Origin of the sequence: Anaerolinea thermophila UNI-1 (assembly GCF_000199675.1) — a bacterium.
GTDB classification, from domain to species: Bacteria; Chloroflexota; Anaerolineae; order Anaerolineales; family Anaerolineaceae; genus Anaerolinea; species Anaerolinea thermophila.
This window is the reverse complement of the sequence record NC_014960.1, coordinates 261,549-287,762: the sequence shown is the minus strand read 5'-3', so window position 1 is coordinate 287,762 and position 26,214 is coordinate 261,549. Positions and strand designations below refer to the sequence as shown.

At 59.2% G+C, this 26,214-nt stretch carries 27 protein-coding genes and 1 riboswitch; of the genes, 14 read left to right on the top strand and 13 right to left on the bottom strand.

Going from position 1 to position 26,214, the window contains the following annotated elements:
• Window positions 1-19: 19 nt before the first annotated feature.
• From ANT_RS01290 to ANT_RS01275, 4 genes are all read right to left on the bottom strand, one after another.
• A complete protein-coding gene (locus tag ANT_RS01290) occupies window positions 20-1,942 on the bottom strand; it encodes an ABC transporter ATP-binding protein (RefSeq protein ID WP_013558691.1) in 1,923 nt (640 codons plus the stop codon).
• Between the two features lie 5 nt (window positions 1,943-1,947).
• Window positions 1,948-2,535: a MarR family winged helix-turn-helix transcriptional regulator gene (locus tag ANT_RS15915; protein ID WP_013558690.1), complete on the bottom strand. Its 588-nt coding sequence runs from the start codon at window positions 2,533-2,535 to the stop codon at window positions 1,948-1,950.
• Between the two features lie 104 nt (window positions 2,536-2,639).
• Window positions 2,640-3,623 carry a sodium:calcium antiporter gene (locus ANT_RS01280; RefSeq protein WP_013558689.1) on the bottom strand — a complete coding sequence of 328 codons (984 nt, stop codon included), beginning with the start codon at window positions 3,621-3,623 and terminating at the stop codon, window positions 2,640-2,642.
• Window positions 3,620-3,964, bottom strand: coding sequence for a hypothetical protein (locus tag ANT_RS01275; RefSeq protein ID WP_081460157.1), 345 nt, complete (start codon window positions 3,962-3,964; stop codon window positions 3,620-3,622). Before ANT_RS01275 ends, ANT_RS01280 begins: the two co-directional genes overlap by 4 nt.
• Window positions 3,965-4,098: 134 nt before the next feature.
• Between ANT_RS01275 and ANT_RS01270 the strand changes: the two genes are divergently transcribed.
• The gene (locus tag ANT_RS01270) at window positions 4,099-4,632 is read left to right on the top strand and encodes an RNA polymerase sigma factor (RefSeq protein WP_013558687.1); all 534 of its coding nucleotides are present in this window, start codon (window positions 4,099-4,101) and stop codon (window positions 4,630-4,632) included.
• Complete coding sequence (locus ANT_RS01265) at window positions 4,629-5,030, top strand: hypothetical protein (protein WP_013558686.1); 402 nt, start codon at window positions 4,629-4,631, stop codon at window positions 5,028-5,030. The genes ANT_RS01270 and ANT_RS01265 overlap by 4 nt, the downstream gene beginning before the upstream one ends.
• Here ANT_RS01265 and holB read toward each other — a convergent pair.
• Window positions 5,008-6,033, bottom strand: coding sequence for a DNA polymerase III subunit delta' (gene holB / locus ANT_RS01260; protein WP_013558685.1), 1,026 nt, complete (start codon window positions 6,031-6,033; stop codon window positions 5,008-5,010). The two genes, ANT_RS01265 and holB, sit on opposite strands and share 23 nt — an antisense overlap.
• A gap of 116 nt (window positions 6,034-6,149) precedes the next feature.
• Window positions 6,150-6,291, top strand: a riboswitch (cobalamin riboswitch).
• 161 nt (window positions 6,292-6,452) lie between these two features.
• Between holB and ANT_RS01255 the strand changes: the two genes are divergently transcribed.
• The 3 genes from ANT_RS01255 to ANT_RS01245 are packed head-to-tail and all read left to right on the top strand — an operon-like array spanning window position 6,453 to window position 9,303.
• Window positions 6,453-7,469: an ABC transporter substrate-binding protein gene (locus tag ANT_RS01255; RefSeq protein ID WP_013558684.1), complete on the top strand. Its 1,017-nt coding sequence runs from the start codon at window positions 6,453-6,455 to the stop codon at window positions 7,467-7,469.
• 13 nt (window positions 7,470-7,482) lie between these two features.
• Complete coding sequence (locus ANT_RS01250; protein ID WP_013558683.1) at window positions 7,483-8,505, top strand: FecCD family ABC transporter permease; 1,023 nt, start codon at window positions 7,483-7,485, stop codon at window positions 8,503-8,505.
• A 12-nt stretch (window positions 8,506-8,517) separates the two neighbouring features.
• Window positions 8,518-9,303 carry an ABC transporter ATP-binding protein gene (locus ANT_RS01245; RefSeq protein WP_013558682.1) on the top strand — a complete coding sequence of 262 codons (786 nt, stop codon included), beginning with the start codon at window positions 8,518-8,520 and terminating at the stop codon, window positions 9,301-9,303.
• A gap of 48 nt (window positions 9,304-9,351) precedes the next feature.
• On the opposite strand, the gene ANT_RS01240 is transcribed toward ANT_RS01245, so the two are convergent.
• Complete coding sequence (locus ANT_RS01240; protein ID WP_013558681.1) at window positions 9,352-9,654, bottom strand: S26 family signal peptidase; 303 nt, start codon at window positions 9,652-9,654, stop codon at window positions 9,352-9,354.
• Window positions 9,651-10,151: a superoxide dismutase, Ni gene (gene sodN, locus ANT_RS01235; protein WP_013558680.1), complete on the bottom strand. Its 501-nt coding sequence runs from the start codon at window positions 10,149-10,151 to the stop codon at window positions 9,651-9,653. Before sodN ends, ANT_RS01240 begins: the two co-directional genes overlap by 4 nt.
• Window positions 10,152-10,312: 161 nt before the next feature.
• On the opposite strand from sodN, the gene infC reads away from it, so the two are divergent.
• From infC to ANT_RS01210, 5 genes are all read left to right on the top strand, one after another.
• Entirely contained in the window at window positions 10,313-10,960 is a 648-nt protein-coding gene (infC, locus tag ANT_RS01230) for a translation initiation factor IF-3 (protein ID WP_013558679.1), read from the top strand.
• 336 nt (window positions 10,961-11,296) lie between these two features.
• On the top strand, window positions 11,297-12,289 hold the full coding sequence (locus ANT_RS01225) for a BMP family protein (protein WP_013558678.1): 993 nt from the start codon (window positions 11,297-11,299) through the stop codon (window positions 12,287-12,289).
• 80 nt (window positions 12,290-12,369) lie between these two features.
• A complete protein-coding gene (locus tag ANT_RS01220) occupies window positions 12,370-13,914 on the top strand; it encodes an ABC transporter ATP-binding protein (protein WP_013558677.1) in 1,545 nt (514 codons plus the stop codon).
• Between the two features lie 13 nt (window positions 13,915-13,927).
• Complete coding sequence (locus ANT_RS01215) at window positions 13,928-14,962, top strand: ABC transporter permease (RefSeq protein ID WP_013558676.1); 1,035 nt, start codon at window positions 13,928-13,930, stop codon at window positions 14,960-14,962.
• The gene (locus ANT_RS01210) at window positions 14,959-15,900 is read left to right on the top strand and encodes an ABC transporter permease (RefSeq protein WP_013558675.1); all 942 of its coding nucleotides are present in this window, start codon (window positions 14,959-14,961) and stop codon (window positions 15,898-15,900) included. The genes ANT_RS01215 and ANT_RS01210 overlap by 4 nt, the downstream gene beginning before the upstream one ends.
• Before the next feature lie 64 nt (window positions 15,901-15,964).
• Here ANT_RS01210 and ANT_RS01205 read toward each other — a convergent pair whose 3' ends face one another.
• The 6 genes from ANT_RS01205 to folD all read right to left on the bottom strand — a co-directional run bounded on the left by ANT_RS01205 (window position 15,965) and on the right by folD (window position 21,445).
• On the bottom strand, window positions 15,965-16,693 hold the full coding sequence (locus ANT_RS01205; protein ID WP_013558674.1) for a hypothetical protein: 729 nt from the start codon (window positions 16,691-16,693) through the stop codon (window positions 15,965-15,967).
• Window positions 16,694-16,726: 33 nt separating this feature from the next.
• Complete coding sequence (locus tag ANT_RS17235; RefSeq protein WP_013558673.1) at window positions 16,727-16,876, bottom strand: hypothetical protein; 150 nt, start codon at window positions 16,874-16,876, stop codon at window positions 16,727-16,729.
• Between the two features lie 73 nt (window positions 16,877-16,949).
• Window positions 16,950-17,993, bottom strand: a complete 1,044-nt coding sequence (locus tag ANT_RS01200; protein WP_013558672.1) for a glycosyltransferase family 4 protein — start codon at window positions 17,991-17,993, stop codon at window positions 16,950-16,952.
• Between the two features lie 3 nt (window positions 17,994-17,996).
• Window positions 17,997-19,136: a non-hydrolyzing UDP-N-acetylglucosamine 2-epimerase gene (gene wecB, locus ANT_RS01195; RefSeq protein ID WP_013558671.1), complete on the bottom strand. Its 1,140-nt coding sequence runs from the start codon at window positions 19,134-19,136 to the stop codon at window positions 17,997-17,999.
• Window positions 19,137-19,140: 4 nt separating this feature from the next.
• Complete coding sequence (wecC, locus tag ANT_RS01190; RefSeq protein WP_155817949.1) at window positions 19,141-20,424, bottom strand: UDP-N-acetyl-D-mannosamine dehydrogenase; 1,284 nt, start codon at window positions 20,422-20,424, stop codon at window positions 19,141-19,143.
• A gap of 142 nt (window positions 20,425-20,566) precedes the next feature.
• A complete protein-coding gene (folD, locus tag ANT_RS01185) occupies window positions 20,567-21,445 on the bottom strand; it encodes a bifunctional methylenetetrahydrofolate dehydrogenase/methenyltetrahydrofolate cyclohydrolase FolD (RefSeq protein WP_041454471.1) in 879 nt (292 codons plus the stop codon).
• 179 nt (window positions 21,446-21,624) lie between these two features.
• On the opposite strand from folD, the gene ANT_RS01180 reads away from it, so the two are divergent.
• The 4 genes from ANT_RS01180 (at window position 21,625) to ANT_RS01165 (ending at window position 26,212) form a co-directional block, all read left to right on the top strand.
• Window positions 21,625-22,992, top strand: coding sequence for a hypothetical protein (locus tag ANT_RS01180; protein ID WP_013558668.1), 1,368 nt, complete (start codon window positions 21,625-21,627; stop codon window positions 22,990-22,992).
• A gap of 265 nt (window positions 22,993-23,257) precedes the next feature.
• The gene (locus ANT_RS01175; protein ID WP_013558667.1) at window positions 23,258-24,064 is read left to right on the top strand and encodes an SDR family NAD(P)-dependent oxidoreductase; all 807 of its coding nucleotides are present in this window, start codon (window positions 23,258-23,260) and stop codon (window positions 24,062-24,064) included.
• Between the two features lie 216 nt (window positions 24,065-24,280).
• Window positions 24,281-25,318: a daunorubicin resistance protein DrrA family ABC transporter ATP-binding protein gene (locus ANT_RS01170; RefSeq protein WP_013558666.1), complete on the top strand. Its 1,038-nt coding sequence runs from the start codon at window positions 24,281-24,283 to the stop codon at window positions 25,316-25,318.
• A 12-nt stretch (window positions 25,319-25,330) separates the two neighbouring features.
• The gene (locus tag ANT_RS01165; RefSeq protein ID WP_013558665.1) at window positions 25,331-26,212 is read left to right on the top strand and encodes an ABC transporter permease; all 882 of its coding nucleotides are present in this window, start codon (window positions 25,331-25,333) and stop codon (window positions 26,210-26,212) included.
• The last annotated feature ends 2 nt before the right edge of the window (window positions 26,213-26,214 follow it).

Sequence of the window (26,214 nt, the reverse complement as noted above, 5' to 3'; positions counted from 1 at the left end):
AAACTTTACCTTCCTTTCGTTACTCTGCCGCAGAAGCGCCGCTGAGCGCCGCAACCGCAGGAGCATCTTCGATGAGTTGCGAGTGGTAAATTTCGGCGTAAATCGGGCTTTCTTCCAGCAGATCTTCGTGCCTGCCGCGCGCCACAATTTTGCCTCGATCCAGCACCAGAATTTGATCGGCGTTGCGCACCGTGCTGATGCGCTGGGCAATGACGAAACTGGTGCGCCCTTCCATCAAACGATTGAGGGCTTGCTGAATCTGATACTCGGTCACTGTGTCCACACTGCTGGTCGAGTCGTCCAGGATGAGGATGCGCGGGTTGAGCAGTAAGGCGCGGGCAATGGCAATGCGTTGTTTCTGCCCGCCGCTCAGGGTAGTGCCACGTTCGCCCACGCGCGTCTCGTAGCCTTCCGGGAAACTCATGATGAAGTCATGCGCCAGCGCGGCTTTGGCGGCGGCTTCAATTTCTTCCTGAGTGGCTTCGGGCTTGCCAAAGGCAATATTCTCGCGAATCGTCCCCGTGAACAGGGTGGTATCCTGCAGAACAATGCCAATCTGCCGCCGCAGAGATTCGATGGTCACATCGCGCACATCGTAACCGTCAATTCGCACACTCCCCGAAGTGACATCATAAAAGCGCGGGATGAGGTTGATGATGGTGCTTTTGCCGCTCCCCGTAGCGCCCAGCAGGGCAATGGTCTGCCCCGGCTCGGCAATGAAACTGATTTCATCCAGCGCCGGCTCATTGCTTCCGAAATACCTGAAGGTCACATTGCGGAACTCCACCCGTCCCTGAATCGGTGGCAATTCAATGGCATCGGGCTTGTTTTTCACCTCGCTCTCGGCATCCAGAATTTCATAAATGCGGTTTGCCGAGGCGCTGGCTTGCGCCAGTTGATTGATGACGAAACCCAACTGTCCCAGCGGGAAGAACACGTAAAACAGGTACATGCTGAACTTCTGCCATTCGCCGATGGAGAGCGTGCCTTCGATGATTTGCCTGCCGCCGGCGTACTGAATCAGCGCCTGCCCGAGATTGGCAATCAGGAAGACAAAGGGGAACAGAAAACTGAAGGTGCGTGAGACTTTAATCTGCTGGCTCATCAGATCTTCAGCCGCCTGGTTGAAACGCTGTTTCTGCACAGGTTCCTGCACAAAGGCTTTAATGACCTTAATGCCTGCCAGGTTTTCCTGCAAAATGGTGTTCAGGCGGGAAAGTTTCTGCTGAACCTGCAGGAAAAGTGGCTGGGCAATGCGGCTAAAGATAAAGAACACTGCCATGGCAACGGGCAAAATGGGCAGAATGGTGAGCATCAGGCGGTAGTTGGTGGCAGAGAGAATAATGAGCGCCGCCACCAGCAACACCACTGCCTGCAAGGCAATCAGCAAGCCCTGCCCCAGGAAGAGACGTACCTTATCCACGTCATCGGTTGCTCGCACCATCAACTGCCCGGTCTGATTCTGGTCGTGGTAACTGAAAGACAGGCGCTGAATCTTCTCGAAGAGGCGGTTGCGCAGGTCAAAAGCAACGCCCTGCGAAACACGCTCGGCGTTATAGCCCTGCGAGAAGGCGAACAGCCCGCGCGCAATGGCAAACAGCACAATCAGCACTCCCGACCAGATGACCGCCTGGACGCCGCCGTCGCGGTAACGGGCAAACTGCTCCGCCGTCCAGCCCAATTTCTGAAGCGCCATGCTCTGAAAAGCGGCAGGGATTTCGGCAATCTTTTGCGCCATCAATCCATGGGTGATGGCATCAATGATGTTCTGCGTAATCTGTGGCACCATTAACATGGCGGCGGTGGAAATGAAGAGCGAAAAATACGCCAGAAAAGCCACCCCGCGATAGTTTTTGAGCAGAGAAAACGAGCGCGAAAGCCCTTTCATGCTCATGGGCGGCGTCCCCGCGCCGCCGGGAGAATGTGGTCTGCGCATGTTCATCGAAATCAATCCTCCATTAATGGTGATGAACCGTCGTCGCGTACGGCAACTTCCCCCTGCGGACAACGGTGCTCATGAATCGAATCAAAAAGTTTTGCCAGTAAAGCCACCAACTGCTGTTGTTCATCCACACTCAGCCCTGAAACCAGCGCGCGAATGAACACCAAACGCTCGGGGATGATGCGGTAAAGCGTCTGGCGGGCTTTGTCGGTCAATTTGATGCGAAAGAGGCGGCGATCTTCTTTATCCAGTTCACGGACGATCAAGCCCTGTTCTTCTAACCCGTTCAGCAGGGCGCTGATGGTGTTGCGGGTGACGTGCTGATTGTGGCTCAACTCCGAGGGGGTCAACCCCTGAGAATTGCCGCGTTCTTCCTCCCATAACAGACGAAAGAGCAAATTCACCCGCGGTCCGGAAAGTTCCAGATCATCCACATGAGTCTCTTCCAGGTCTTTGATGATGTGAAAGAGGATGCGGATAAAGGTGGCAATTTCCAGCCCACCCGTGGGATATTCGCTCTCGTCCACAGGCGAGTAGCGTCGGACGTATTCGCGCAAATAGGCAAGGATTTCCTGACTGGAGCGAGAGGGCATACAGACATCCCGTCAATTCATACAAGATAGAATAATACGATATCGAATAATACAGCGCGTCAGGAAGGATGTCAAGGGAAACGTCAAAAGTTAAGAAGGTGTATTTATGGGGAAATGCCGCGCAGGTAGAGCAGGTACATTCCACCGAGATACAGCACCGCCAGCGCCAGAGCATCGGCTTCGATGAACCAGATACGGCGGCGCAGGCGCGCCAGATTACCGATGAGCCCCATGCCGGTCATCAGCAAGCCCAGCATCCCTACCAGCAGAAAAGAAGGATCAATCACCGCCAGGAAACGCCCGGGAGTGTAAAAGACATCCGTCAGCCCCAGAGCGAACATATTGAACAGGTTACTGCCAAACAGGTTGCCAATGGCCATGTCGTAAGCCCCCAGGCGCATGGCTGCCAGCGTGGTGACCATCTCCGGCAGAGAAGTGACCGCCGCCACCAGCGTGGAGCCGACAAAAGTAGTACCCAGTCCGGTAACTTCGGCGATCTCGGCGCTAGCGCTGACCATGAAGGGGGTTACGTAAATCAGCGCCCCGGCGGCAATGCCAAAACCCAGCAGCGCCACAGCCAGGGAAGGCGTCCCTTCGGGAATTTCAATCTGGCCGGGCACATCCCCCACATTGCTGGCTTGAATCAGGTACATGGCGGCGAAATATGCCAGCATGATGAGCAGGCTATCCACCCCCACCCACCCAATCTTCAACGGCAGGTCAGCGATCATGAAAAACAGCACCAGCCCAATAGAAAAAATAGCCAGACTGCCAGAGAGGGCATGTTTCAAAGCCACCTTGCGCAGGACGCGTTCATTGCGTGCCAGCACATCCAGCACTGCCAGCAGGAACATGTTAAAGGTGTTTGAACCCAGCAGATTGCCTGCCGCCAGGTTGGGAAAGGCTTGCCGGACAGCACTCAAGGTGGTGAGCACTTCCGGGAGTGAAGTAGCCGCGGCAATCAAAATCGTCCCGATGAACAGTCCACCCAGACGGGTGCGCAGAGCAATGACATCGCCGTATTCGGCAAGTTTAATCGCCGCCAGCACGATGACAGCAGAGGTGATAACGAATTGTATCCACATCATGGCAATGTATCTTCTTCGGAAAGTCCATGGAAGGCTTCAATTTGCCAGGCGGCAAACACCCCCGTACTGGGCAAATCCAGGTCTCCGGTAATCTCTTCGCAGGCTTTCAGACAGGTCTGCACCTTCTCCAGAGAGGGCGCAATCCCATACAGGGTCACGTGCCCTTCCAGTTCCACACCTTCATCGAAAACGTAACGCATGGGCACGCGCTTCTTGCGCCGGTGAATCCCCGTGCTTTCGATAACGCTCAAGGGGAAAACCCCCGCATCATGCCAGGCTTGCAGGACTTCATCCAGCAGGTTGGGGTCATCCAGCACAAGAAGAATCATGTACATGTTCACCGTTGCCTTTCTGTACGGCAGGAACGCCTACCTGGCAAAGTATACAACAAAAAAGGACACAAAAACCCAAAAATGTCGTAAGATATAAGTGCGTTCTGAATATCTTCAGGACCGATGGAGGAGAAGGAGAACTCGTGCAGGAACTGGAACTGACCCAATCCGCACAAGCCCAGGCGCTCACGCTGGATTGGGAAAGCGTTTATACCGAACTGCTCCCGCGGGTGTACAACTACTTCCGTTACCGCGGGCTGGAGGATGAGGTTGCCGAAGATCTGACGGCGCAAACCTTTGAAAAAGCCTGGCGCAAGCGCGCCAGTTACCGCCATGACTTGGCTGCCTTCAGTACCTGGGTACTGCGCATTGCCCACAACGTCGCCATGGATTACCACCGCACCCACGGGCGGCAGGTCTCGCTGGAAGAGATGGAAGTGCATGGCGGGGAGGCTCATCCGGAAGAGTCCATGATGGCGCGCGACGAGATTTTGCGCCTGCGGCGTCTGCTGGCGCAACTGCCACCCCGCGAGCAGGAACTGGTGGCGTTAAAATACGGTTCAGGGTTGACCAACCGCACCATTGCGCAGATGACCGGCTTAAGTGAGAGCAATGTAGGCACCATCCTGCACCGGGTGGTCCAGATGTTAAGGGCACAATTGAAGGGCGAAGAATGAGCGACTGGTTCTTAAGGGCTTTCCGCAAAACTCCCCCGCGCGACTTCCGTCAGCAGTTATATGCCCATCTGGAGGCAGAAGAACGCCGTCTTGCCCTGCTGTGGCGCAGTACTGCCGCCGTCCTCTTAATCCTGATTGCCCTTTCACCCACCTTCCTCAATGCCCCGAGCCGGTCTGCTTTTGTCCCTTCCAGAACTTCCCCAAGCCAGGCAGAAAGCACCATCACTTCTACCGTGCCGGAATGGGAGCAAGAACTGCCTGCAGGATGGGTGTATTACCCCCCCGGCGAGATCGAAGCGTTTGGCCCAATGGATTACCGCGCTGAGCAAAAACGGCGGGCTTCTCCCCCAGAGACGCCCATGTTCATCGCCATGGTCATTCCCGGGGAGCGGCGCTGACTTCTTCCGCCAACCGCGGCATTTCCAGCAAAGACATTTCCACCAGCAAACGCATATTGGGATTGCTCTCCAGGCGCTGGAGATGTTCTTCCAGCCGCCGGGTGACGAAGGCGGCCCGCGCCAGCCCCACCTGCTCGGCAACCCGTTGGATTTGTTCGGCAAAATCCAGATGAGTAAGAGACAAACCGCTCCCGCTGGCGCAAATCATCACATCCCGCCAGAACGACAGCCACAGAGGGAGAGTTTGGAGCAGACGCTCACGTTCTTTGCCGCGCGAAGCGGTGAGCCGCTCGGCGTAAGCAAAGCGCTCGCGGCGCGGCGCGCCCAGCAGGTGTAACAGGTCTTCCAGAGTGCGCCTGCGCGCTTCCAGCAAGTCGGGCTGGGCGTGTAGATTGAGGGCATAGCCGGGACGTCCGCCGGAAAGGTGCGCCAGCCACTGCGCCTCTTCGGCAGGAACACCTCGCTTTATCAGCACCTGAGCGCAGGCTTCGGGCGCCAGCGGACGCAGGCGCAGCACCTCACAGCGCGAGACGATGGTGGGCAGAAGTTCCTCAGGCGAGGTGGCGGTGATGAGCAGAATGGCGCGCGCCGGGGGTTCTTCCAGCGTTTTCAGCAGAGCATTCTGGGCGCTGGCATTGGCTTCGTGAAAGCGCAACAGCAACGCCACACGGTAGGGCAATTCACGCGGCAGGAGGGCAAGCGTCTGCTGCAGTTCGCGGGCTTGATCCACCTTCAGCACCATGCCCTCCCCCTCAGACTGCACCACGCTCAAGTCCACATGGCTCATTTGCTCAATTTGACGGCATACCCGGCAGGTTCGGCAGGGTTCACCGGGAGCCAGCGGGGTGGGGCAATTCAGCGCCTGGGCAAAGCGCAGTGCCAGCGTGCGTTTGCCAATCCCCGCCGCGCCGCTGAAGAGATAGGCATGACGCACCTCACCGCGCTGGATATGCCCTTTGAGCAAATCCACCGCCCAATCATGTCCGGAAATCTCCCAGGTCATCGAGATGTATTGTATCACGATAGGGAAAGGGTAGAAGCAAGCGGCAAAAGCGCTTTTGCTCGCGCTCCACCCGCTCCATCCTTGACTCTCCCTATGAGGAGTTGTACAATCCTTTTCAACAAAACACCCCCTCAGGTGCCCTGCTCCCGGATGGGCGGGCATAATGGCGAAGCCGGTGCAAGTCCGGCACTGTCGCGCAACTGTGATCCACACGCCGGTGTGGTCAGTCAGGTCGACCGCCTGAGGTGGCGTTTCTCACACTCTCGCGGAAAGGAGGTGGGAAGCGGTATGAAACGACAAGATACCGGCTGACCCCTCCCTGTCCTCCGTGACAGGGAGTTTGCTTTAACCGGCATCTGCGCCGGGTGCGGAGAACATCAACCGTTTTGAGATTCACACAGGAAAATACAGGTCAGACGATGAAACGCTTTCAATCTCTCTTGCTTGTCCTTGCTCTCTTTCTGGTAAGCCTTTCTGCCTGCGCACCGGCGGCTACCCCCACCCCAACACCGACGCTTGCGCCTACAGCAACTGCGGTAGCCACCGCCACGATTGCACCGACACCGACCTTTACCGTCACTGTTGCTCCCACCATCGAAGTACCCGATGGGATGGGCGGCACGCTGACACTGGAAGCCCCCGCACAAAAGATTATCTCGCTGGCGCCCTCCAACACCGAACTGCTTTTTGCCGTGGGCGCCGGTTCTCAGGTCATCGCCCGTGAGGAATTTTCCAACTACCCACAGGAAGCCCAGGCTTTGCCCAGCGTGGGCGGCTCCATGGGCAAATACGACACCGAAAAAATGGTCTCCCTCCAACCCGATCTGGTGCTGGCATCCCCCCTCACCGCGCCGGAAACCCTGCAAGCCCTGAAGGACCTGGGTTTCACCCTGGTTGTCGTCCCCAACCCCATCACTTTAGAAGATATGTATGCCAACATCGAACTGGTGGGCAAAATCACCGGGCATGAAAATGAAGCGCAGGAACTGGTTGCCAGCCTGAAAGACCGCCAGCAGAAGATTCTGGCGGTGGTTGCCAAAGCCTCCAGCAAACCCAAGGTATTCTACGAACTGGATGCCAGTCAGGACCCCGCCAAGCCCTGGACCAGCGGTCCCGGCACCTTCATTGACCAGTTAATCACCCTGGCGGGTGGGGTCAACGTGGGCGCCAGTCTGCAGGGCGAATGGGCACAAATCAGCCTGGAGGAACTGCTCGTCCAGAATCCCGACGTCATCCTTCTGGGCGATGCCAACTGGGGCGTAACCCCCGAAAGTGTGGCTCAGCGAACCGGCTGGGAGAAACTGGACGCGGTGAAGAACGGCAAAGTCTTCCCCATCAACGACGACCTCATCAGCCGCCCGGGTCCACGCCAGATTGACGGGCTGGCGGAACTGGTGCGCCTTCTGCACCCCGAACTGGCAAGCCAGGTGCCGTAAAGGAAATTTTTGAATGAAACACACGGCTCGCCCGCTCCTTTTCTCCATACCCCCTCTGTTTCTCTCACTCCTCCTATCGGTTGCGGTGGGCAGTGTGTTCATTCCCCCCGCCACCCTCTTCCACCTGCTGGGAGTGCGGTTGGCGGGGGGCACCATCCCGGCAGAATGGCAATCCTTTGCCGTGATTGTCTTCGACCTGCGCCTGCCGCGCACCGCGCTGATGCTGCTGACAGGCGCGGCGCTGGGCGGGAGCGGCGCCGCCTTTCAGGGCTTGTTCCGCAACCCGCTGGCAGACCCGTACCTGATTGGGGTGGCTTCGGGGGCTGGATTGGGTGCCGTGCTCACCCTCACCGGCGGATTGCCGCGCAGCCTTGCCGGATACTTCACCGTGCCGGTTGCCGCCTTCATCGGCGCGCTGATCACTGTAGCGGTGGTGTATTCGCTGGCGCGGGTGGGGCGCACCGTCCCCACCACCCATTTGATTCTGGCGGGGGTGGCGGTGAGTTCCTTCACCAGCGCGCTGACCTCGTTCCTCATGCTCACCTCGACCGGCGAACTGCGCCGCGCGCTGGTGTGGCTCTTGGGCGGGGCATCCATTGGCGGGTGGCGTCCGGTGCTGGGAGCACTGCCTTATATCGTGGTTGGGCTGGGGGTGTTGTGCCTCAGCGGGCATGCCCTCAACGTCTTTCAATTTGGCGAGGAACAGGCGCGGCAGTTGGGCTTGCCGGTGGAGCGGGTGCGTCTCATCATCGTTGCCGCGGCATCACTGGCAACCGCCGCAGCGGTTGCCTATGCCGGCATTATCGGCTTTGTGGGGCTGATTGTCCCGCATCTGATGCGCTTCTTCTTTGGCGCCGATTACCGGCATGTGATTCCCCTTTCAGTACTGGGCGGGGCTACCCTGCTTCTGCTTGCCGATGTGCTGGCGCGGGTGGTCATGGCACCGCAGGAACTGCCGGTGGGAATGATTACCGCGCTGAGCGGTGCGCCGTTCTTCCTCTGGGTGCTTCAGCGCACCCGCCAGCAGGTTTATTAAACGGAGGGCGTTATGGACACGTCCATGATTCAGGTGCAAAACCTCTCGGTAGAACTGGGCAATCAACCCATCCTGCGCGAGGTAACCTTCTCGGTCCAGCGCGGGGAGATTCTTGGCATTCTCGGTCCCAACGGTGCGGGCAAGACGACCCTGATTCGCGCGCTGAGCGGCATCCTGCCGCCTGCCGCCGGTCAGGTGCAGGTGCTGGGACGGGCTGTCCACCGCCTTACGGAGAGTCAGCGCGCCCGCCTGATTGCCGTGGTGCCGCAAGCCCGTCATCTGCCGCCTGCCTTCACCGGCAGGGAGGTGGTGCAGTTGGGGCGTACCCCCTACCTGAACTGGCTGGGCAATCTCTCGGCGCACGACCATGCCTGCGTTCAGCGCGCACTGGAACGCGCCAGCGCCCTCGAACTGGCAGATCGGCTGGTGGGCGAACTTTCCGGCGGGGAGCAACAGCGCCTTCTGCTGGCGCGCGCCCTGGCGCAGGAAACCCCCATCCTGCTGATGGATGAACCCACCACGCACCTCGATTTACACTATCAAATCAGCCTGCTGGAGACGGTGCGTCATCTGGTGGATGAAGAAGGGATGACGGTGGTGATGGCGCTCCACGACCTCAACCTGATTGGGCGTTACGCCGACCGCCTGGGCTTGCTGGTCGAGGGACGGCTTATCGCCCTGGGCACGCCGGAGGAAATTCTCACCCCCGACCTGCTCAGCCCGGTGTACCGCGTGCCGCTCCAGCGCCTCTCTTCAGGCGATGGCGGCAGACCCATTATCCTGCCCACGGTGTTATAACCGGGGAAGGTCCATCGCCCTCTGGAATTCCTGGAAAAAAGAGGAAAACTACCGCTCAGGGCGGGCGATTCTGGCAATCACCACCCCCTCGACCTGATGGGGCTGTACCGCGCCGAAGGTGCGGCTGTCCACCGAGTCGATGTCCGTGCCGCGGACGATGAGACTGCCGTTGGGCAAAATCTGCGCCACCCGCTTGATCAGCCTGCCGTAGGCAGGATGGGTGAACACCACAATCTCACCCGTGCGCGGCGGGCGAAACCACAAAGGCAGGCGCGAAGCCAGCACAAAGTCCCCATCTTTCAGCAGAGGGGCAAGGCTGGCTCCGCGCACCCGCAGAAACTTAAGAATCACAGCACCGGATAGACAATTTCCTCTTCCGGCTTGTAGGGGGCTTTGACCCGCTTGGTAGGAATGCCCTTAATCTCCCAGAAGATTTCGGCAAAGCGGTTGACCAGCGCCAGCAGTTCCAGCCCGGCTTCGCGGCTGGCGCTCTGACGGGCTTTGGAGCCTGCCTGCATGATCTTGTGGAAGAGGGTGGGCAGTTCGGGGTATTTCTCCACATGCTCTTTCTTGATGAAATCGCCGAAGATGACGCGAATCTCGCGTTTGCACAGTTCGGCATGTTCCTCTTTGATGAGGATGTAGCGGGTCAGCGAATTGTGGAAGGTCATGGTTTCTTTGATCTCGCCCTTGACCAGGTCTTCCATCAGGTCCACCATGCGAATCACAGTGAGCGCCGCCATCTGCGCCAGATGAGGGTCGTAAATCCCGCAGGGGATATCGCAATGCGCGCGGGCTTCGTCCAGCCCAAAGGTCTCGTCCCATTGGTTAAGCAGTTGATACAGCATCTTTCCCTCCCTGAGAAAGCAGTTTCAATATTCATAATAGGAAAGGAAAGGGGGAATGTCAAGCCGAAGCGGGCAGGGAATTGAAGGTGAGGCGTCCCTGTAAATTTCCCTGCGGGAAAAGTTGACGGGAAACGCTAATTTTGGTATGATGAAAGTGCCCGTTGTTCAAACGGGTGATCTATATCTATTTGTTGAAGGACGGAGAGAAGCCTATCAGTACCCAAACCTTTCGTGTCAATGAGATGATCCGGGTCCCTGAAGTGCGCCTGATTGGACCCGGGGGCGAGAACCTTGGGGTTGTGCCTATTCAGGAAGCCCTGCGCATCGCCCGCGACGCTGAACTGGATCTGGTCGAAGTGGCGCCCGGCGCCACCCCACCCGTTTGCCGGGTGATGGATTTCGGAAAATTCCTCTACGAACGCGCCAAAAAGGAACGCGAAGCCAAGAAGGCACAGACGCGCATCGAAGTGAAAGAGATTCGTCTGCGCCCCAAGACCAACGAGCATCACCGCGGATTCAAGACCCGCGATGCCCGCCGCTGGTTGCTGGAAGGCAACAAGGTCAAGGTCACCGTGCGCTTCCGCGGTCGGGAAATTACCTACCCCGAACTGGCGCTGGAAGACCTGCGTGAAATTGCCGAGGAACTTTCCGATATCGCCACCATCGAGCAGGCGCCGGTGCTGGAGGGCAAGGTGATGACCATGGTGCTCTCGCCTGCCAAACCGGGCAAGAAAAAGGGAGAGAGCCAGCCCAAAGCCGCGTCTTCGACGTCCGAAACGCCTGCCGCTGAGCCTCAACAGCAATCCTGATCTCCGGCAAGCCGTTCCGACGCTGGCGGTTCATCCCTGAGGATGAGCCGTGATTGAATGTGCATCAGCATCATGCCGTAGAGTTCTCTGCGGCATGTTTGTTTTTCCCTACCAGCGCAATTGCACACCCTGAGCCTGCCGAAGGGTGCACGGGTGTACATTTTCCTTAACCCGCTCAGGAAACACACAACGCCCTTTCATCCCGGCACACACCTTTCTTTATGAGTACCTTCCTGTATTTCAACGAAGAAAAGCAGGGGATAATTGACATTCCCCCAAAAAATTTGTAGACTGGAATTGTTTCCCCAATTTATCTTTTTTTCGGAGGAGAATAGTATGAAGCGGGTTTTGTTTGTTGTTTTGCTGTTGGCGTTGGTGCTGGCGGCTTGCACCCCAGCCACGCCCACCCAGCCTGCCAAGACCTACAAACTGGCGGCAATCTTCCCAGGGGTGATTAACGACTCGGACTACAACACTCTGGGCTACATGGGCGCAGAAGCGGTCAAGAAAGATCTCGGCATCGAGATGGCATATTCCGAAACCGTGGCTGTCCCCGACATTGACCGCGTGATGCGCGAGTACATTGACCAGGGCTACAACATCATCTGGACGCATGGCGGACAGTACGTCAACCAGACCATTGAACTCGCCAAGCAGTTCCCGGATGTGGTCTTCATCGCCGAAGGTGACGCCAAACCGGCGGAGATGCCCGCCAACGTCTGGTTCATCGACCGCAATTTCCACATCGGCTTCTACGGTGTGGGCGCGCTGGCGGCGCGCATCACCCAAACCGGCAAAATCGGCTACATCGGCGGGCTGACCCTGCCCTTCTCGTACGCCGAGGTGCATGCCATGCAGCAAGCCATCAAAGATTCGGGCAAGAACGTGGAACTGAAAGCCGTCTGGGCGGGCGATTTCAACGATCCCACCAAAGCCCGCCAGGTAGCCGATACCATGATTGCCGAAGGCTATGACGTGCTGGTCGGCTCACTCAACAACGGTATGCTGGGCGTCTTCGAAGCCGCCAAAGCCACCACCGACAAGAAGATTCTGGTCACCGCCAAGTACACCGATAAGACCAGCATCGCTCCCGACAATTACGTCACTTCCCTGCTGTACGACTTCGTCAAACCGATGAAAGACATTGTCGGTAAGATTCAGGCTGGGGAGAAGGGCGGTTACTACCCGCTGGGCTTCGACACCGGCGTTTCGCTCCAGACCCCCTTCAAGAACGTTGACCCGGCTGTCGAAGAAGAGATGAAAGCCGTCATCAACGATCTGGTATCGGGCAAGATTCAGGTGGTGAAAGACACCAGCGAAATCAAATAGGTGTTATCGTGACAATGAAGGCTCCCTGATCGTTGGGGAGCCTTCATGCCATTTTTATCGAGTCTCACGAGAAAGAACGCATGAACGCACCCATCCTTTTACACATGCGGGGAGTCTCCAAGGCGTTTGGCAGTACTCAGGCATTGCAGGATGTTTCTTTTGAACTGCGCCAGCGGGAAATTCATGGTTTGCTGGGTGGCAACGGCGCCGGCAAAACCACGCTGATGAACATCCTCTTTGGCTTGTACCGTGCCGATGCCGGGGAGATTTTCCTCAACGACCAACCCATTCACATCAGCGGTCCAAAAGATGCCATTACCCACCGCATCAACATGGTGCATCAGCACTTCTTACAGGTGGGGTCGTTTACCGTGCTGGAGAACATCCTCATCGGCGCGCCGCGGAAGAACCGCTGGAACAACCGCTACGACGCTGAGATTCAAAAAATCCGAACTTTGCAGGAACGCTTTGGGCTTGAGGTGCCGCTGGATGCGCTCATCGAAGACCTGCCCATGGGCATGCGCCAGAAGGTGGAAATCCTTAAAGCCCTCTACCGCGGCGTGCAGGTGCTGATTCTGGATGAACCCACCACCAACCTGACGCCGCAGGAAGTGGATGCCCTCTTCCAATCTTTGCGGGTGATGGTGCAGGAAGGTTTGAGCGTGGTCTTCATCACCCACAAACTGCGCGAGGTGATGAGCGTATGCGACCGCATCACCGTCCTGCGCAATGGCAGGAATATCCTCACCCTGGACCGCAAAGAGGCTTCCGAAGAAGCCTTCGTGCGCGCCATGGTGGGCGAAAGCATGGACATGAGCCGCAGTGTCATCTTTGCCCATGCCGGGCAGGATTTGCCCGCTCCCGCGCCCGTTCCTCTTCTGCGCCTGGAAGGCATCACTACCGCGCCAGATGAGGGCAGTGTGGCGCTGAAAAACGTGTCCTTTGAGGTGCGCGAGGGCGAAATCTTTGGCATCGCCGGGGTGGCAGGCAACGGTCAGCGCGAACTGGCGGAAGTAGTCATGGGGCTTTTGCCGGTCCAGGCAGGGCAAATCCTCCTGCGACATCAGGCACTGCCGCACCCCGATTCACGGCGGGGCTTGAAAGGCGATTTTGCCTACATTCCCGAAGACCGCCTGCACGATGGCTTCCTGCCGCGCGCAACGGTGGCGCACAACCTGATTCTGGGCTTACACCGCCGTCCGCCCTACAGCAACGGCAGGGTGATTGACTGGAAAACCGTACATGCCCGTGCGCTGGACTTAATCGCGCAGTACAACATCAAAGCCTCGGGTCCGGAAGATATGGGCGGCAACCTGTCGGGCGGCAACATCCAGCGGGTGATGGTGGCGCGCGCCTTCTCCGCCGCCGCGCCGGTGCTGGTGGCGCACAACCCCACCCGCGGGCTGGACATTCCCTCAATGGATCTGGTGTACCAGAGACTGCTGGAGCGCAAACGTCAGGGACAAGCCACCCTGCTCATCTCCGAAGACCTGGACGAACTGATGCTGATGAGCGACCGCATCGGCGTGCTGTACAAAGGCGAACTGCTGGGCATTGTGGAACGCCCGGCGTTCGAGAAATACACCATTGGACAGATGATGAGCGGCATCCGCCCGCAGGCATGAAGGAAGGGAAACAATGAAGAAATCAAACGGTCTTCTCAAGATTGCCCGCGCGGTGCTTCCCTACCTGCTGGCTGTAGTGGCGGCATTCGCCGCGGCGGGCGTTTTTATCGCTCTGATGGGCTTTGATGTGTTCAAAGCCTACGGCACCATCCTGTTCACCTCGTTCCGCACCCCCAACGGATTTGTGCAAACCCTGCTTAAATTCGTCCCGCTGGTCCTGCAGGCGCTGGCGTTCACCATCCCGCTGACGGCGGGCAAGTTCAACATCGGCGGCGAGGGGCAACTGCTGGTGGGCGCAACTGCGGCAACGGTAGCGGGCATCGTCTTTGCCCAACTGCCGCCAATTCTGCTCGTCCCGCTGGTTTTGCTGGCGGGAGTGCTGGGCGGCGCATTGTGGGGCTTGATTCCCGGGTGGCTGTTGTACCGCTTCGGCATCAACGAAATCCTCACCACCGTTCTGCTCAACTTTGTCTCGTTCAACCTGGTCAATTACGTCTGCACCGGTCCCCTGCGCGACCCGGCGGCGGGGCATCCCACCACCATCGCCATCGGACAAAACGGCTGGCTCCCCATGCTGATCAACAATCCACCCCTGCATTCGGGGATTTTGCTGGCAATTCTGGTGGTGGCGGTGGTGTACTACGCCATCACCCGCACGGTGAGCGGCTACGAACTGGTAGCCACCGGCGCAAACCCGCGCGCGGCGGGCGTGTTCGGCATCAACACCCGCTGGATGTTCATCGCCTCGCTGGTGATTGCCGGCGGCGTGGGCGGGCTTTCGGGCGCGCTGGAAGTCGCCGGCGTTCAGCACCGCCTCATCGAGGGCATGCAACACAACTTCCTGGTGCTGGGATTGATCATCGGCTTGATTGCCAAGGGCAACAACCTGGCAGTGCCGTTTGTGGCGTTCTTCATCTCCGTGCTGGAAGTGGGCGCCAGCGCCATGCAGAGGACGCTGATGATTCCGGTGGAGATGGTCTTCATCGTTGAAGCCCTGATTCTGGTCTTCGTCCTGCTTTCCGATCTGGTACAAAAGAGGGTCTCATGAACGAGTTCTGGCTGACCATCATTTCCTATGCGAAACTGATTTTGCTGACCATTGTGCCATTCGTGCTGGCAGGACAGGGAACCATGCTGGGCGGACGCACGGGGATTTTCAACGTGGCGCAGGAAGGCATCATGCTGGTTGGAGCGTCGGTGGGCTTTCTGGTGAGTTTTCTCACCGGCAGTAATGCCCTGGGCATGCTCGCCGCCATGCTGGCGGGCGGGCTTTTCGGGCTGGCACTGGCGTACTTCACCACCCACCTGCGCATGGATCAGTTCGTCATCGGGCTGGCGCTGTTCTTCATCGGCGTGGGGCTTTCCACCCTGCTTCCCAAAATCATCATCGGCGTCACCCTGACGCCGCCGCTCATCCCCACCTTGAAAGACATCCCCATTCCGGGGCTGAGCCAGATTCCGGTCATCGGCGAGATCTTCTTCAAGCAAAATGTGCTGGTGTACTTCTCCATCCTGCTTTCGATTGGGTTGTGGTGGTACCTGTACCGCACGCAGGCGGGCATGGAACTGCGCGCGGTGGGCGAAAACCCGCAAGCCGCCGACAGTCTGGGGGTGAACGTCCCGCGGGCGCGCTACTGGACAGCCATCCTGGGCGGAATGCTCATGGGGCTGGCAGGCGCTTACCTGCCCATGGTGTACACCGGCACCTTCACCGAGAACATGGTCAAGGGGCGCGGCTGGCTGGCTATCGCACTGACGTTCTTCGGCGGATGGAAGCCCGACACCATCCTGTACGGGGCGCTGTTCTTTGCCCTCATCGAGGTGCTGGCGTACCGCGTGCAGGTGCTGGGTACGGCGATCCCCTACCAGTTCCTGCTGATGCTCCCGTACCTGGCGACCATTCTGGTAATGATGTTCTCGTTCCGCAAGGCGCGCGTGCCTGCCTTCCTCGGGCAGAACTACGACCGCGAAAAGCGGGCATTGTAAAAACAATCAACGGGAGCGGATAACCGCTCCCGTTGTGGTTTTAAAACCGCCTGCGCAAGAAAGATTACGCCTTTTGGGCTTCGACCGCCGTTGCCGATTCCTGCGGCAGAGGGGTGGTAGCGCGCAGGAAGCCTGCAAAGAGCAGAACCGCGCCCAGAAATTCGCTGATGTACAGCGCACCGGGAACGCCCATGCGGCTGAACGAACCGCCAAAGGCGGGCAGAAGCGCGCCCACGGCAATCAGCACGTTGCCGATGGTGCGGTGCAACAGCACGCGCTTGCGCCAGAAGAGAAACGCCGAGTATCCCGCGCCGCCCACCAGCGCCAGCGTGCCATACAGGTTGAAGATGGGCGTCAGCGTGCGCACCCCGGCGGTGATGATGGCTTTGCCGCTCAACTCACTGCCGGTATGCAGACCACCGGTCATCAGACTGGGGTCGAGTTGCGCGCCAAAGACGCGCACCGCGCCGAAGAGCGAACCCAGCGCCAGCAGAATCATCAGCGCATGGGCGATACCGCGGCGGCGCACCAGCAGATAGACCGTTCCCTGCCCCAGCCAGGCGGCTACCAGCATCGCACCGAACAGATACCACAGGCGGAAAATCAGCGGATTCCAGCCAAACGCGCCGTAAAAGCCTTCGCAGAACCCGCCGATGCCGTAGAACACCATGCCAATGCCCCACAACAGCAAGTGCGCCCCGCCTTTTTGGGCAAAGCGCCGCAGGACAAGCGCGGCAAAGACAAAACTGACCGCACTGGAAAGGAACGGCAAGACCGTGTTAAAGAAGGTCATAAACGCATCCTCCGATGAAACAGCATGATGAGATTACTTCAGCCAGCCCAGCAGAACGGCAAGACTGATGAGAATCAGTGCCAGCACTGCCAGACCTACCAGCGCAAGAATGAAAGGAATAGATTTTTCCCAAAATGGGGGATACGGACGGCGTGGAGAAGGGCGTTGAGTGGACGATGACATGAATGGTTCTCCCGGGTTGATTATGTCATGCAAAAATTAATCCAACATGAAATTCAGACCCAATTCAGCAAATTTATTCACTCAGCAAAACGCGCAGATAGCCTTCCGCCATGGTTTCCAGGTCAAACAGACGTTCGGCACGGGCGCGGGCGCGGCGGCGCGGGGCTTCTCCCTCTATCAGCAATTGTCGGACGAATTCCGCCAGCGCATCGCGGGAGAGAGGCGTTTGCAGTTTCCACACATCGCTCCCCCAGGGCGCCAGCACACCGCCATCCCCGCCCACCAGTTCCGGCAGTCCGCCTTCGGCAAAGCCCGCCACCGGCAGACCACATGCCAGGGCTTCGATGACGGCATTCGGGCAGGGCGGGTTGAGTTCCGCCGAGAAGAGAAGATGCGCCGAACGATCCAGCGCGGGGATGTCGCGGCGCGGCACAATGCCCAGCCAGCGCACCTTCCCCGGCAGTAGTTCTTCGGCACGGCGGCGCAGTTCTTCCGCCACATCGCCCGCCACCCACAATTCGGCGGGTTTGCCCTGCCAGCCGTCCAGTTGACGGGCGAGGACCAGCGCATTTTCCAGTCCCAGCCAGTTGCCGCGGTGCAGATGCCCTTCCACCACCAGCAGACGCCAGCGGTCGGCGGGCGGGTGTTCCACACCCTGCGGGGAGTATTCCTGCAAATCCACCGCGTTGTAAATCACTTCGGCAGAATGCTCCACCCGTCCATAGACGCGCTCCCACCAGCGGCGGGAAAACTCAGATTGATACACGACAGCATCGGCAAGGAAACGGCGGATGTACGCCAGCAGAGCATTGTTCAGTTCCGAGCGCAGAAAGTGGCGCACGCCGGTAAAACGCCGCCGGTGAAGCCAGTTCATCCCGTCCAGGCGCTGAACGATGCGCACGCCGCGGCGGCGCGCCCGCCACAACGCGGGCAGGTCGCGTGTCCCGGCGATGACCAGGATCGCCCGGCAGGCAGACTCATCGGGGTTTTGATGCACCTGCCAGCCGCGCCGTATCAGTGCCGCGCTCAGCCGTCCGCGGAAGGATGCCGGTCCGCCCAGCCCTTCCAGGCGGGGGAGCAGGCACAAGGAAGCGGACGCCGCAACTGGCTGGCTCATACCTCAGGCAGGGGAAGCGCTTTGACTGGCTTTCAGCAAGGCTTCTACAATGCGCTCGGCGGCGTGTCCATCGCCAAAGGGATTGGCGGCTTGCGCCATGGCGCGGTAGGCTTGCTCATCTTCCAGCAACAGACGGGCTTCGCGCAGGATGCGCTGGGGATCGGTGCCTACCAGTTTCAGCACACCTGCCTCCACCCCTTCGGGGCGCTCGGTGACCTCGCGCAAAACCAGGGTGGGCTTGCCCAGGCTGGTGGCTTCTTCCTGAATCCCGCCCGAATCCGTCAGCACCAGGTGGGCTTTCTGCATCAGATGTGCCATGGGCAGGTAGTCCAGCGGCGGCGTCAGGGTGATGTTGGGGATACCTGAAAGCAGGCGGTACACCGGTTCCTGCACGTTGGGGTTAAGATGCACGGCGTAGAGCAGTGCCAGGCGGTCGGCATATTCCTCTGCCAGCGCGCGCAGGGCATGGCAGATATCCTCAAGAGGCTTGCCGAAGTTCTCCCGCCGGTGGGCGGTGATGAGCACCAGTTGCCGCCCGCCGGGACGCACGTCCATGCGCGCCAGCAGGTCTTCGGCTTCCTGCGGCATGGGCTGGGCAGTAATCCAGCGCAGGGCGTCAATCGCCGGGTTGCCGGTAACCACAATGCTCTGCGGGGGGACGTTCTCCGCCAGCAGGTTGCGGCGGGCGTGTTCGGTGGGGGCAAAGTGCAGGTCTGCCACCACGCCGGCGATGCGCCGGTTGATTTCTTCCGGGAAGGGCTGGTAGCGGTCGTTGGTGCGCAAACCGGCTTCCACATGCCCTACGCGGATGCGGTGGTAGAACGCCAGCAGTGCCGCCGCCATTACCGTGGTGGTATCGCCCTGCACCAGCACCCAGTCGGGCTGTACCTCGCGCAGGACCGGGTCCAGGTGGGTGAAGATATCGGCGGTCAACTGCGCCAGGCTCTGGTTGGGCTTCATCAGGTTCAGGTCGATATCAGGCTGGATGTTGAACACTTCCAGCACCTGATCGAGCATCTGGCGGTGCTGAGCGGTGACGCACACCTTTGACTCGATGCCGGGGGTCTGCGCCAGCAGACGCACAATCGGCGCCATCTTGACCGCCTCGGGGCGGGTGCCGAAAATCGAAAGCACGCGAATCATACGCCTATCCCACCTCTTTGCGGTCACCCAAACGGTAGTAATGGAAGCCGTTGAAGCGCCAGCGCTCCGGCTCCCAGCCGTTGACGCAGTCCACCACAATGCGCGCGGCAGTCAACTGCGCCACCTCAACGGGGTCGAGATTGCGCAGGACGGTGTGTCCCACCAGCAAAAGCAGGACATCGGCTTCGTCGAGAATCTCGCCCAGAGTCGGCACGGTTTCCACGCCTTCAATGACCGCATCGGGCTTGAAGGGTTCGTAAGCGCGCACCTGCGCGCCTGCCTGGCTCAGCAAATGGCAAACCTCAATGGCGGGGCTTTCGCGCAGGTCGTCCACATCGGCTTTATACGCCAGTCCCAAGGCGGCAACGCGCAATCCTTCCAGCAAACCGGCCGCCTGACGCACGCGCTCCACCACAAAGTGCGGCTGGCTGTCGTTGACCTCGCGGGCAGTGCGGATGAGGGTTGCCAGGTCGGGAGCGGCTTCCACCAGGAACCACGGATCGACCGAGATGCAGTGTCCGCCCACGCCGGGACCGGGGTTAAGGATGCGCACCCGCGGATGGCGGTTTGCCAGCGCAATGGCTTCCCAGACGTTGATGCCAAAGCGCTCGGCAAGGCGGGCAAACTCGTTGGCGATGGCGATGTTGACATCGCGGTAGGTGTTTTCCATCAGTTTGACCATCTCGGCGGTGGTAGCGTCGGTGAGGATAATCTCTCCGCGCACGAAGACGCCGTACAGGTCGCGCCCGGCTTCGGCAGAAGCGGAATCAATGCCGCCGATGACGCGGGTATTCTCGATAAGTTCGCGCAGAATCTGCCCGGGCAATACCCGCTCCGGCGAGTACGCCAGGTAAAAATCCTGCCCGGCTTTCAAACCGGAGCGTTCAAGGATGGGACGCACCACATCCTCGGTGGTGCGCGGCGGCGAGGTCGATTCCAGCACCACCAGCGCGCCGCGCCGTAAGACCGGCACAATGGCTTCGGCGGCGGCAATTACGAACGACAAATCGGCTTTCTTGCCTTCTTTGAAAGGCGTAGGTACGGCGATAATGTAGGCATCGGCTTCCACGGGCTGAGGGCTGACCGCCAGATTGCCCGACTTCACCGCCGCCTGCACCAGCGTGCGCAATCCGGGTTCGTAGATGTGCGTCTCGCCGTTCTGCAAACTGTTCAGAACGGCGGGGTTGACATCCACGCCGGTGACGCGCAAGCCGTGCGTGGCAAAGGTGCTGGCGGTGGGCAAGCCGATGTATCCCAATCCCAAAACACAAATGTGTTGAAAACGCATGTGCATCTCCCAGAATCGTACTGACTGACGATTATCCCACGATTCGGGCGATGCGGACAGGGGATTTTTTTTGGCAGGGGCGCAAAGAAAGGGCGCACCCCTTGGCAGATGCGGGGTGCGCCCTTCTTCTCACATGTTTGCGCTATACATCGCTCAGGCGGGCGGCGCGCAGGGTGTTCTGCAAAAGCATGGCAATCGTCATTGGGCCAACCCCGCCGGGTACCGGTGTCAGCCAGCCCGCCACGTCTTTGACCTCGTCGAATGCCACATCACCTACCAGACGGTAGCCGCGCGGCTGAGTGGCATCTTCCACGCGGTTGATGCCCACATCAATCACTACCGCGCCGGGCTTGACCCAGTCGACGCGCACCATCTCAGCGCGTCCCACCGCAGCAACCAGCACGTCGGCACTGCGACAGACTTCTTTGAGGTTGCGGGTGCGCGAGTGACAGATGGTCACGGTAGCATTGGCGCGCACCAGCAAAAGCGCCACCGGCATCCCCACAATGTTGGAGCGCCCCAGCACCACGGCGTTGGCGCCGTTAAGGTCGGGCAGGACGGACTCAATCAGCACCATGCAGCCGGCGGGGGTACAGGGGACGAAGAGCGGTTCGCGCCCCTTCTGCGCCAGCCGTCCGATGTTGATGGGGTGAAAACCATCCACATCCTTCTCGATGCTGATGGCTCCCAGCACCTTCTCTTCGTCCAGTCCGGAAGGCAGGGGCAACTGCACCAGAATGCCGTTGACGGCAGGATCGTCGTTCAGGCGCTTGACCAGGTCCATCACTTCCTGCTGGGAGGCGGTAGCAGGCAGTTCATAGCCCATGGAGCGGATGCCCACCTGCTGGCAGGCTTTGTGCTTGGATTTAACGTACACCTGCGAGGCGGGGTTATCGCCCACCAGCACGGTGGCAAGTCCCGGGGCGGGTTTGCCCTCGGCAAGGCGTTGAGCAACTTCCTGTGCAATCTGCTGGCGGATTTTTTCCGCCATCGCGGCGCCATCCAGAATCTGTGCGGGCATATTGTGTTCCTCTTTTTTGGCTGAAAGTGTATTTGAGGTCATTATACTGCCATTTCTGCGGTTCATTCCGGAGAATCGGCAACGCTGGGAAATATCTCTTATTGACAGACGGGATGGGGAGTATATAATACTATTTGGATTTCTGTTATATGTTTAGTAAAAAATTGGAGGAAAAATTCATGCATACAGAATCCGGCGTCACTCCCTATGCGGAGATTCCCTGCTGCCCTGACCTCAAAACGTCGCCTACGTGCGATGTGCTGGACTTTCGCCGTCATCTGGTCTTTCCTACCAGTGTACGAACCGAACAGGGACAAATAGTGCGCGTGGAGGTGATCTTCCACGTGCGCTTTACCCGTTGTTCCGGTCCGCTGGCACTGGGAGATATTGTGTACTCCACCACCCTGTTGCCCGGCGAGAAGGTGCGCCTTGCCACCACTGACCGGCGGAGCCGTTTCAGTTTTGACAGTGAAAGCAAACTGAGTTACCGCAGTGAGCAAATTTCCGAAGAGCAGTACCGTCTGCGCTCCCTGCGGGCGTTCATGTCCGATCAAAATGTGGAAGACCGCGGCGGAGAGAACTTCCAGGAAGAAGGCAAGTGGGACTTCCACGGCGATGCCAGCGGCTCGCTGGGCTTTTTCTCGGTAAATGCCGATACCAACGCCAAAGGCTCGCACAGCGCCTCATCCTCGCGCGATTACCTGCGCGAATTTCGCGCTCACGCCGAGATGTCCGATAACCTCTCGGTGGAAGCCACCCGCCGGGCGCACTCCCTCTCCATCGGCGAGGTCTCCAGCCGCACCCATGTGCAGGGCGAGTCGGAAGACCACTTCGAGTCGGCATCCCGCGAGTTCAGCAACCCCAACAAGTGCCACGCCGTGACTTTCCTGTTCTACCGCATCAACAAGACCGAGAAGATTCGCTTTGAACTGGTGAGCATCGAACGGCGGGTGCTCGACCCGGTGGCGCTGATGCCCGTACCCGCGGCGCCCTACAAGCCTACCGGTGCAGTGGCAACCGTCCCTCAGGAAGTACCCGCCACCAGCACCAAACGGCTGGAGATTCAGGAAATCGCCCTCGCCAGCGAAGCGCGGGCGCGTTCCTCGCAGGTAGGGCTTGCCAATCCGCAACTGCTCAGCACGCGCTTTGCGGCAGGTGTGGCAACGGCGGCGGTATCCGCCATCCCGGCGGCGGCGCTGGGCTTCCAACAGCCTCTCTCCGACGAGGTGCGTGCCAAAGCCCTGGCAGAAGTGGATGCCCAACTGGTCAAGCAGGGGTTGATTGAGCGCGTTGGCGGGCAGGTGTCCAAACGCATCAAAGCCGAGATTGACTACGAGCGCGAAACTTCCATCCCCACCGCAGGCGTGATTGTCAAATCCTGCATGGATGACTGCGGCATCTGCGAACCCGAGGTAGCCCTGCGCGAGAAACTGGAACTGGAGCGCCTGGAACTGGAAAACAAACTGCTGGCAAAGCGCATTGAACTGCTGGAAAAATCCCAGGAATACCGCTGTTGCCCCGGCGGCGAGGGAGAAGGAGGCGGATAACCCCTTCAAGCAGAAAAACTGAACAGACAGTCTGAGACTCTCCCGCAGGCAAATTTCCTGCGGGAGAACCGTTTCATCCCGCGGAAAAATGGGTATCCCCCCTGGCATCCTGCTCACCATTCTGGCGGGTATGGTGGGGTTCCGGGTTCTACGCTGGGGGATGGGAGGATAAACCTTCTGCATCATGGCATTCCGATAATTCAGGTATTTTTAACTCTTATATAATAAAATAAAGTTTATGTTATAAGGAAGGAATGGGGATACCATGAAAGTACAGAATAAGGTCTTTGTCGTCACCGGCGGGGGGAGCGGCATTGGGCGGGCGCTGGTGCTGGGCTTGCTCGCCCGCGGCGCGCGCGTTGCCGCCGTAGATCTCAACCCCGCCACCCTGCAGGAAACCGCCAACCTGGCGGGGGAGAAGCAAGCCAATCTCTCCACCCACGTTGCCAACATCGCCCAGCGCGAGGCCGTCGAAGCCCTGCCCGCCCAGGTGATCGAACGCCACGGCGCGGTGGACGGGCTGATTAACAACGCCGGCATCATCCACCCATTTGTCAAGGTCAACGATTTGACCTACGACGTCATCGAGCGGGTGATGAACGTCAATTTTTACGGCACGCTCTACATGATTAAGACATTTTTGTCCTACCTGCTCCAGCGACCCGAGGCACACATCGCCAACGTCTCCAGCATGGGGGGGTTTGTCCCCGTGCCGGGGCAGACCCTCTACGGCGCCAGCAAGGCGGCGGTCAAACTGCTCACCGAGGGACTGCGCTCCGAACTGATGGACACGCCCGTCAAGGTCAGCGTAATTTTCCCTGGCGCGGTCGGCACGAACATCGCCGCCAACTCGGGGGTGAACATTCAGAGCCACGGCGGGCAGAGTTCGCGCGCCATGAAGGTGCTTCAGCCGGAAGAAGCCGCGCGCATTATCCTTGACGGCATTGAGCAGGACCGCGCCCGCATTCTGGTGGGTTCAGATTCCACCTTTATGGACCGCCTCTCGCGCCTCAGCCCGGAGCGCGCCGCCAAACTGATTTACCAGCAGATGAAATCGCTCCTGGCAGGGTAATCCTCACCCCGCAGTCTTCTTTCAGAAAGAGACCCGCGCGCTCCAACAGGGGAAACCGCGGGCTTCTTTTTTTAAAAGCGTACGTCAAGAAAAAATCAAAATATTCAACCAGATAATTCAATAAATTTAAATAATCCTTGACAATTTTTCAATAATCCTTATAATGAGTTTTGTAATTCAAAAGCGTTTTTATGATTATTAAAGGGAGTGTGTTCCATGTCTGATTACGCCATCGAAGCCCTGGATCTGGTCAAAAAATTCCCCAGGCGGGCGCCTGCAGAGTCCTCTGCCGCGCCGAAAAATCCCCTCGCCCGCCTGTTTCAGCGCCCGCCCAAAAGCGAGTTTACCGCCGTGGATCATGTCAGTTTTCAAATTCACCGCGGCGAAATTTTCGGCTTGCTGGGACCCAACGGCGCGGGCAAGTCCACCACCATCCGCATGCTGTGTACCCTGCTGGAGCCAACCAGCGGAACAGCCCGCATCAACGGCTACGACGTGGTGCGGGATGCCAACCGCGTGCGCCAGAGTCTGGGCATCGTTCTGGCGGGCGAGCGCAGTATCTACTGGAAACTGACCGGGCGCGAGAATCTGGAGTACTTTGCCGCGCTCTACCACATCCCGCCGGAGATTGCCCGCAAGCGCATTGACGAACTGCTGGACTACATGGAACTGACCAGCCGCGCCAACGAACTGGTGGAGAAGTACTCCACCGGCATGCGCCAGCGCATTGTCCTCAGCCGCGCTCTGCTGGCGCGCCCGCCCATCATCCTGCTGGATGAACCCACCCTGGGGCTGGACCCGCAGGCGGCGCGGCGCATCCGCGAGATGGTGCTGGACCTCAAACGCCAGGGGCATACCATCCTGCTGACCACCCACTACATGGAAGAAGCCGATCAACTTTCCGACCGCATCGGCATCATCGACCAGGGCAAAATCATCGCCCTGGACACGCCCGCCGCGCTCAAACAGCGCATCCGCCAGCAGGATGTGATCAAAATGGAAGTTGCCGGCTGGAAGCCTGAAATGACCGGCGCGATTCAATCCCTGCCGGGCATCCGTCAGATGGTCACCCGTTTTCTGGAGCAGGACGGCATCTGGGAGATTCACCTGCAGACCGAAAACAGCCGCGCCGTTCTGCCGCACCTCATCGAGCGGGTCAACACCAACGGCACGCATCTGGTCAATCTGAACATCGTCGCGCCAACGCTGGAAGACGTGTTCATCCACCTGACGGGCAAAGCCCTGCGGGACTGAGAGAGGCACATCATGGAAACCGTCCTTTTGCCTTCAACGCAATCCAAATCGCTCAGCCGCACCACCTGGGCGGCGCAACTGCGCGCTCTGGGCGCCATCATCTGGCGGGAATACCTGCACTTCGTGCGCTATCCCACCTGGATTATCGCCTTCATCATCTGGCCCATCCTCTTCCCCGCCACCTACATCTTCAGTTCGTTTGCCCTGGCAGGACCGGGCGGGAGCGGCGTGGCGCGCTTTCTGGAAGTGGCTGGCACCGAGAACTTCCTCGGGTATATTGTGGTCGGCACCACCGTGTGGATGTGGGCAAACACCATGCTCTGGAACGTGGGCTTTGCCCTGCGCGGCGAGCAGATGCGCGGCACGCTGGAATCCAACTGGATGACGCCCACCAACCGCTTCTTTTTCCTGCTGGGTTCAGGTCCGGTGCATGCCGCCAGCACGCTGATGTTCTTCATCTTTACCGTGGTGGAGTTCCGCCTCTTCTTCCACCTGACCTTTGACGCCAACCTGCTCAGCCTGCTGGCGGTGTTCCTGGCGGCGCTCCCCGCGCTGTACGGGCTGGGCTTTACCTTTGCCAGCCTGGTCATCACCGCCCGCGAAGCCAACACCTTTGTCTTTCTGGTGCGCGGCATTGTGATGATTTTCTGCGGCATCACCTACCCGCTGACGGTCATGCCGCAGTGGATGCAGGCGGTGGCGGAGTGGCTTCCCCCCACGCTGATCATCCGCGCCGCCCGCCTTGCCGCGCTCAACCATGCGCCGCTGGAAGCCGTCTCCCGAGATCTTCTGCTCCTGCTGGCATACGGCGCGTTCTGGCTGGCGCTGGGCTACCTCACCTTTTCGCAAATCGAACGGCGGGCGCGGCTCAAAGGCGCGCTCAACCAGTACTAGAA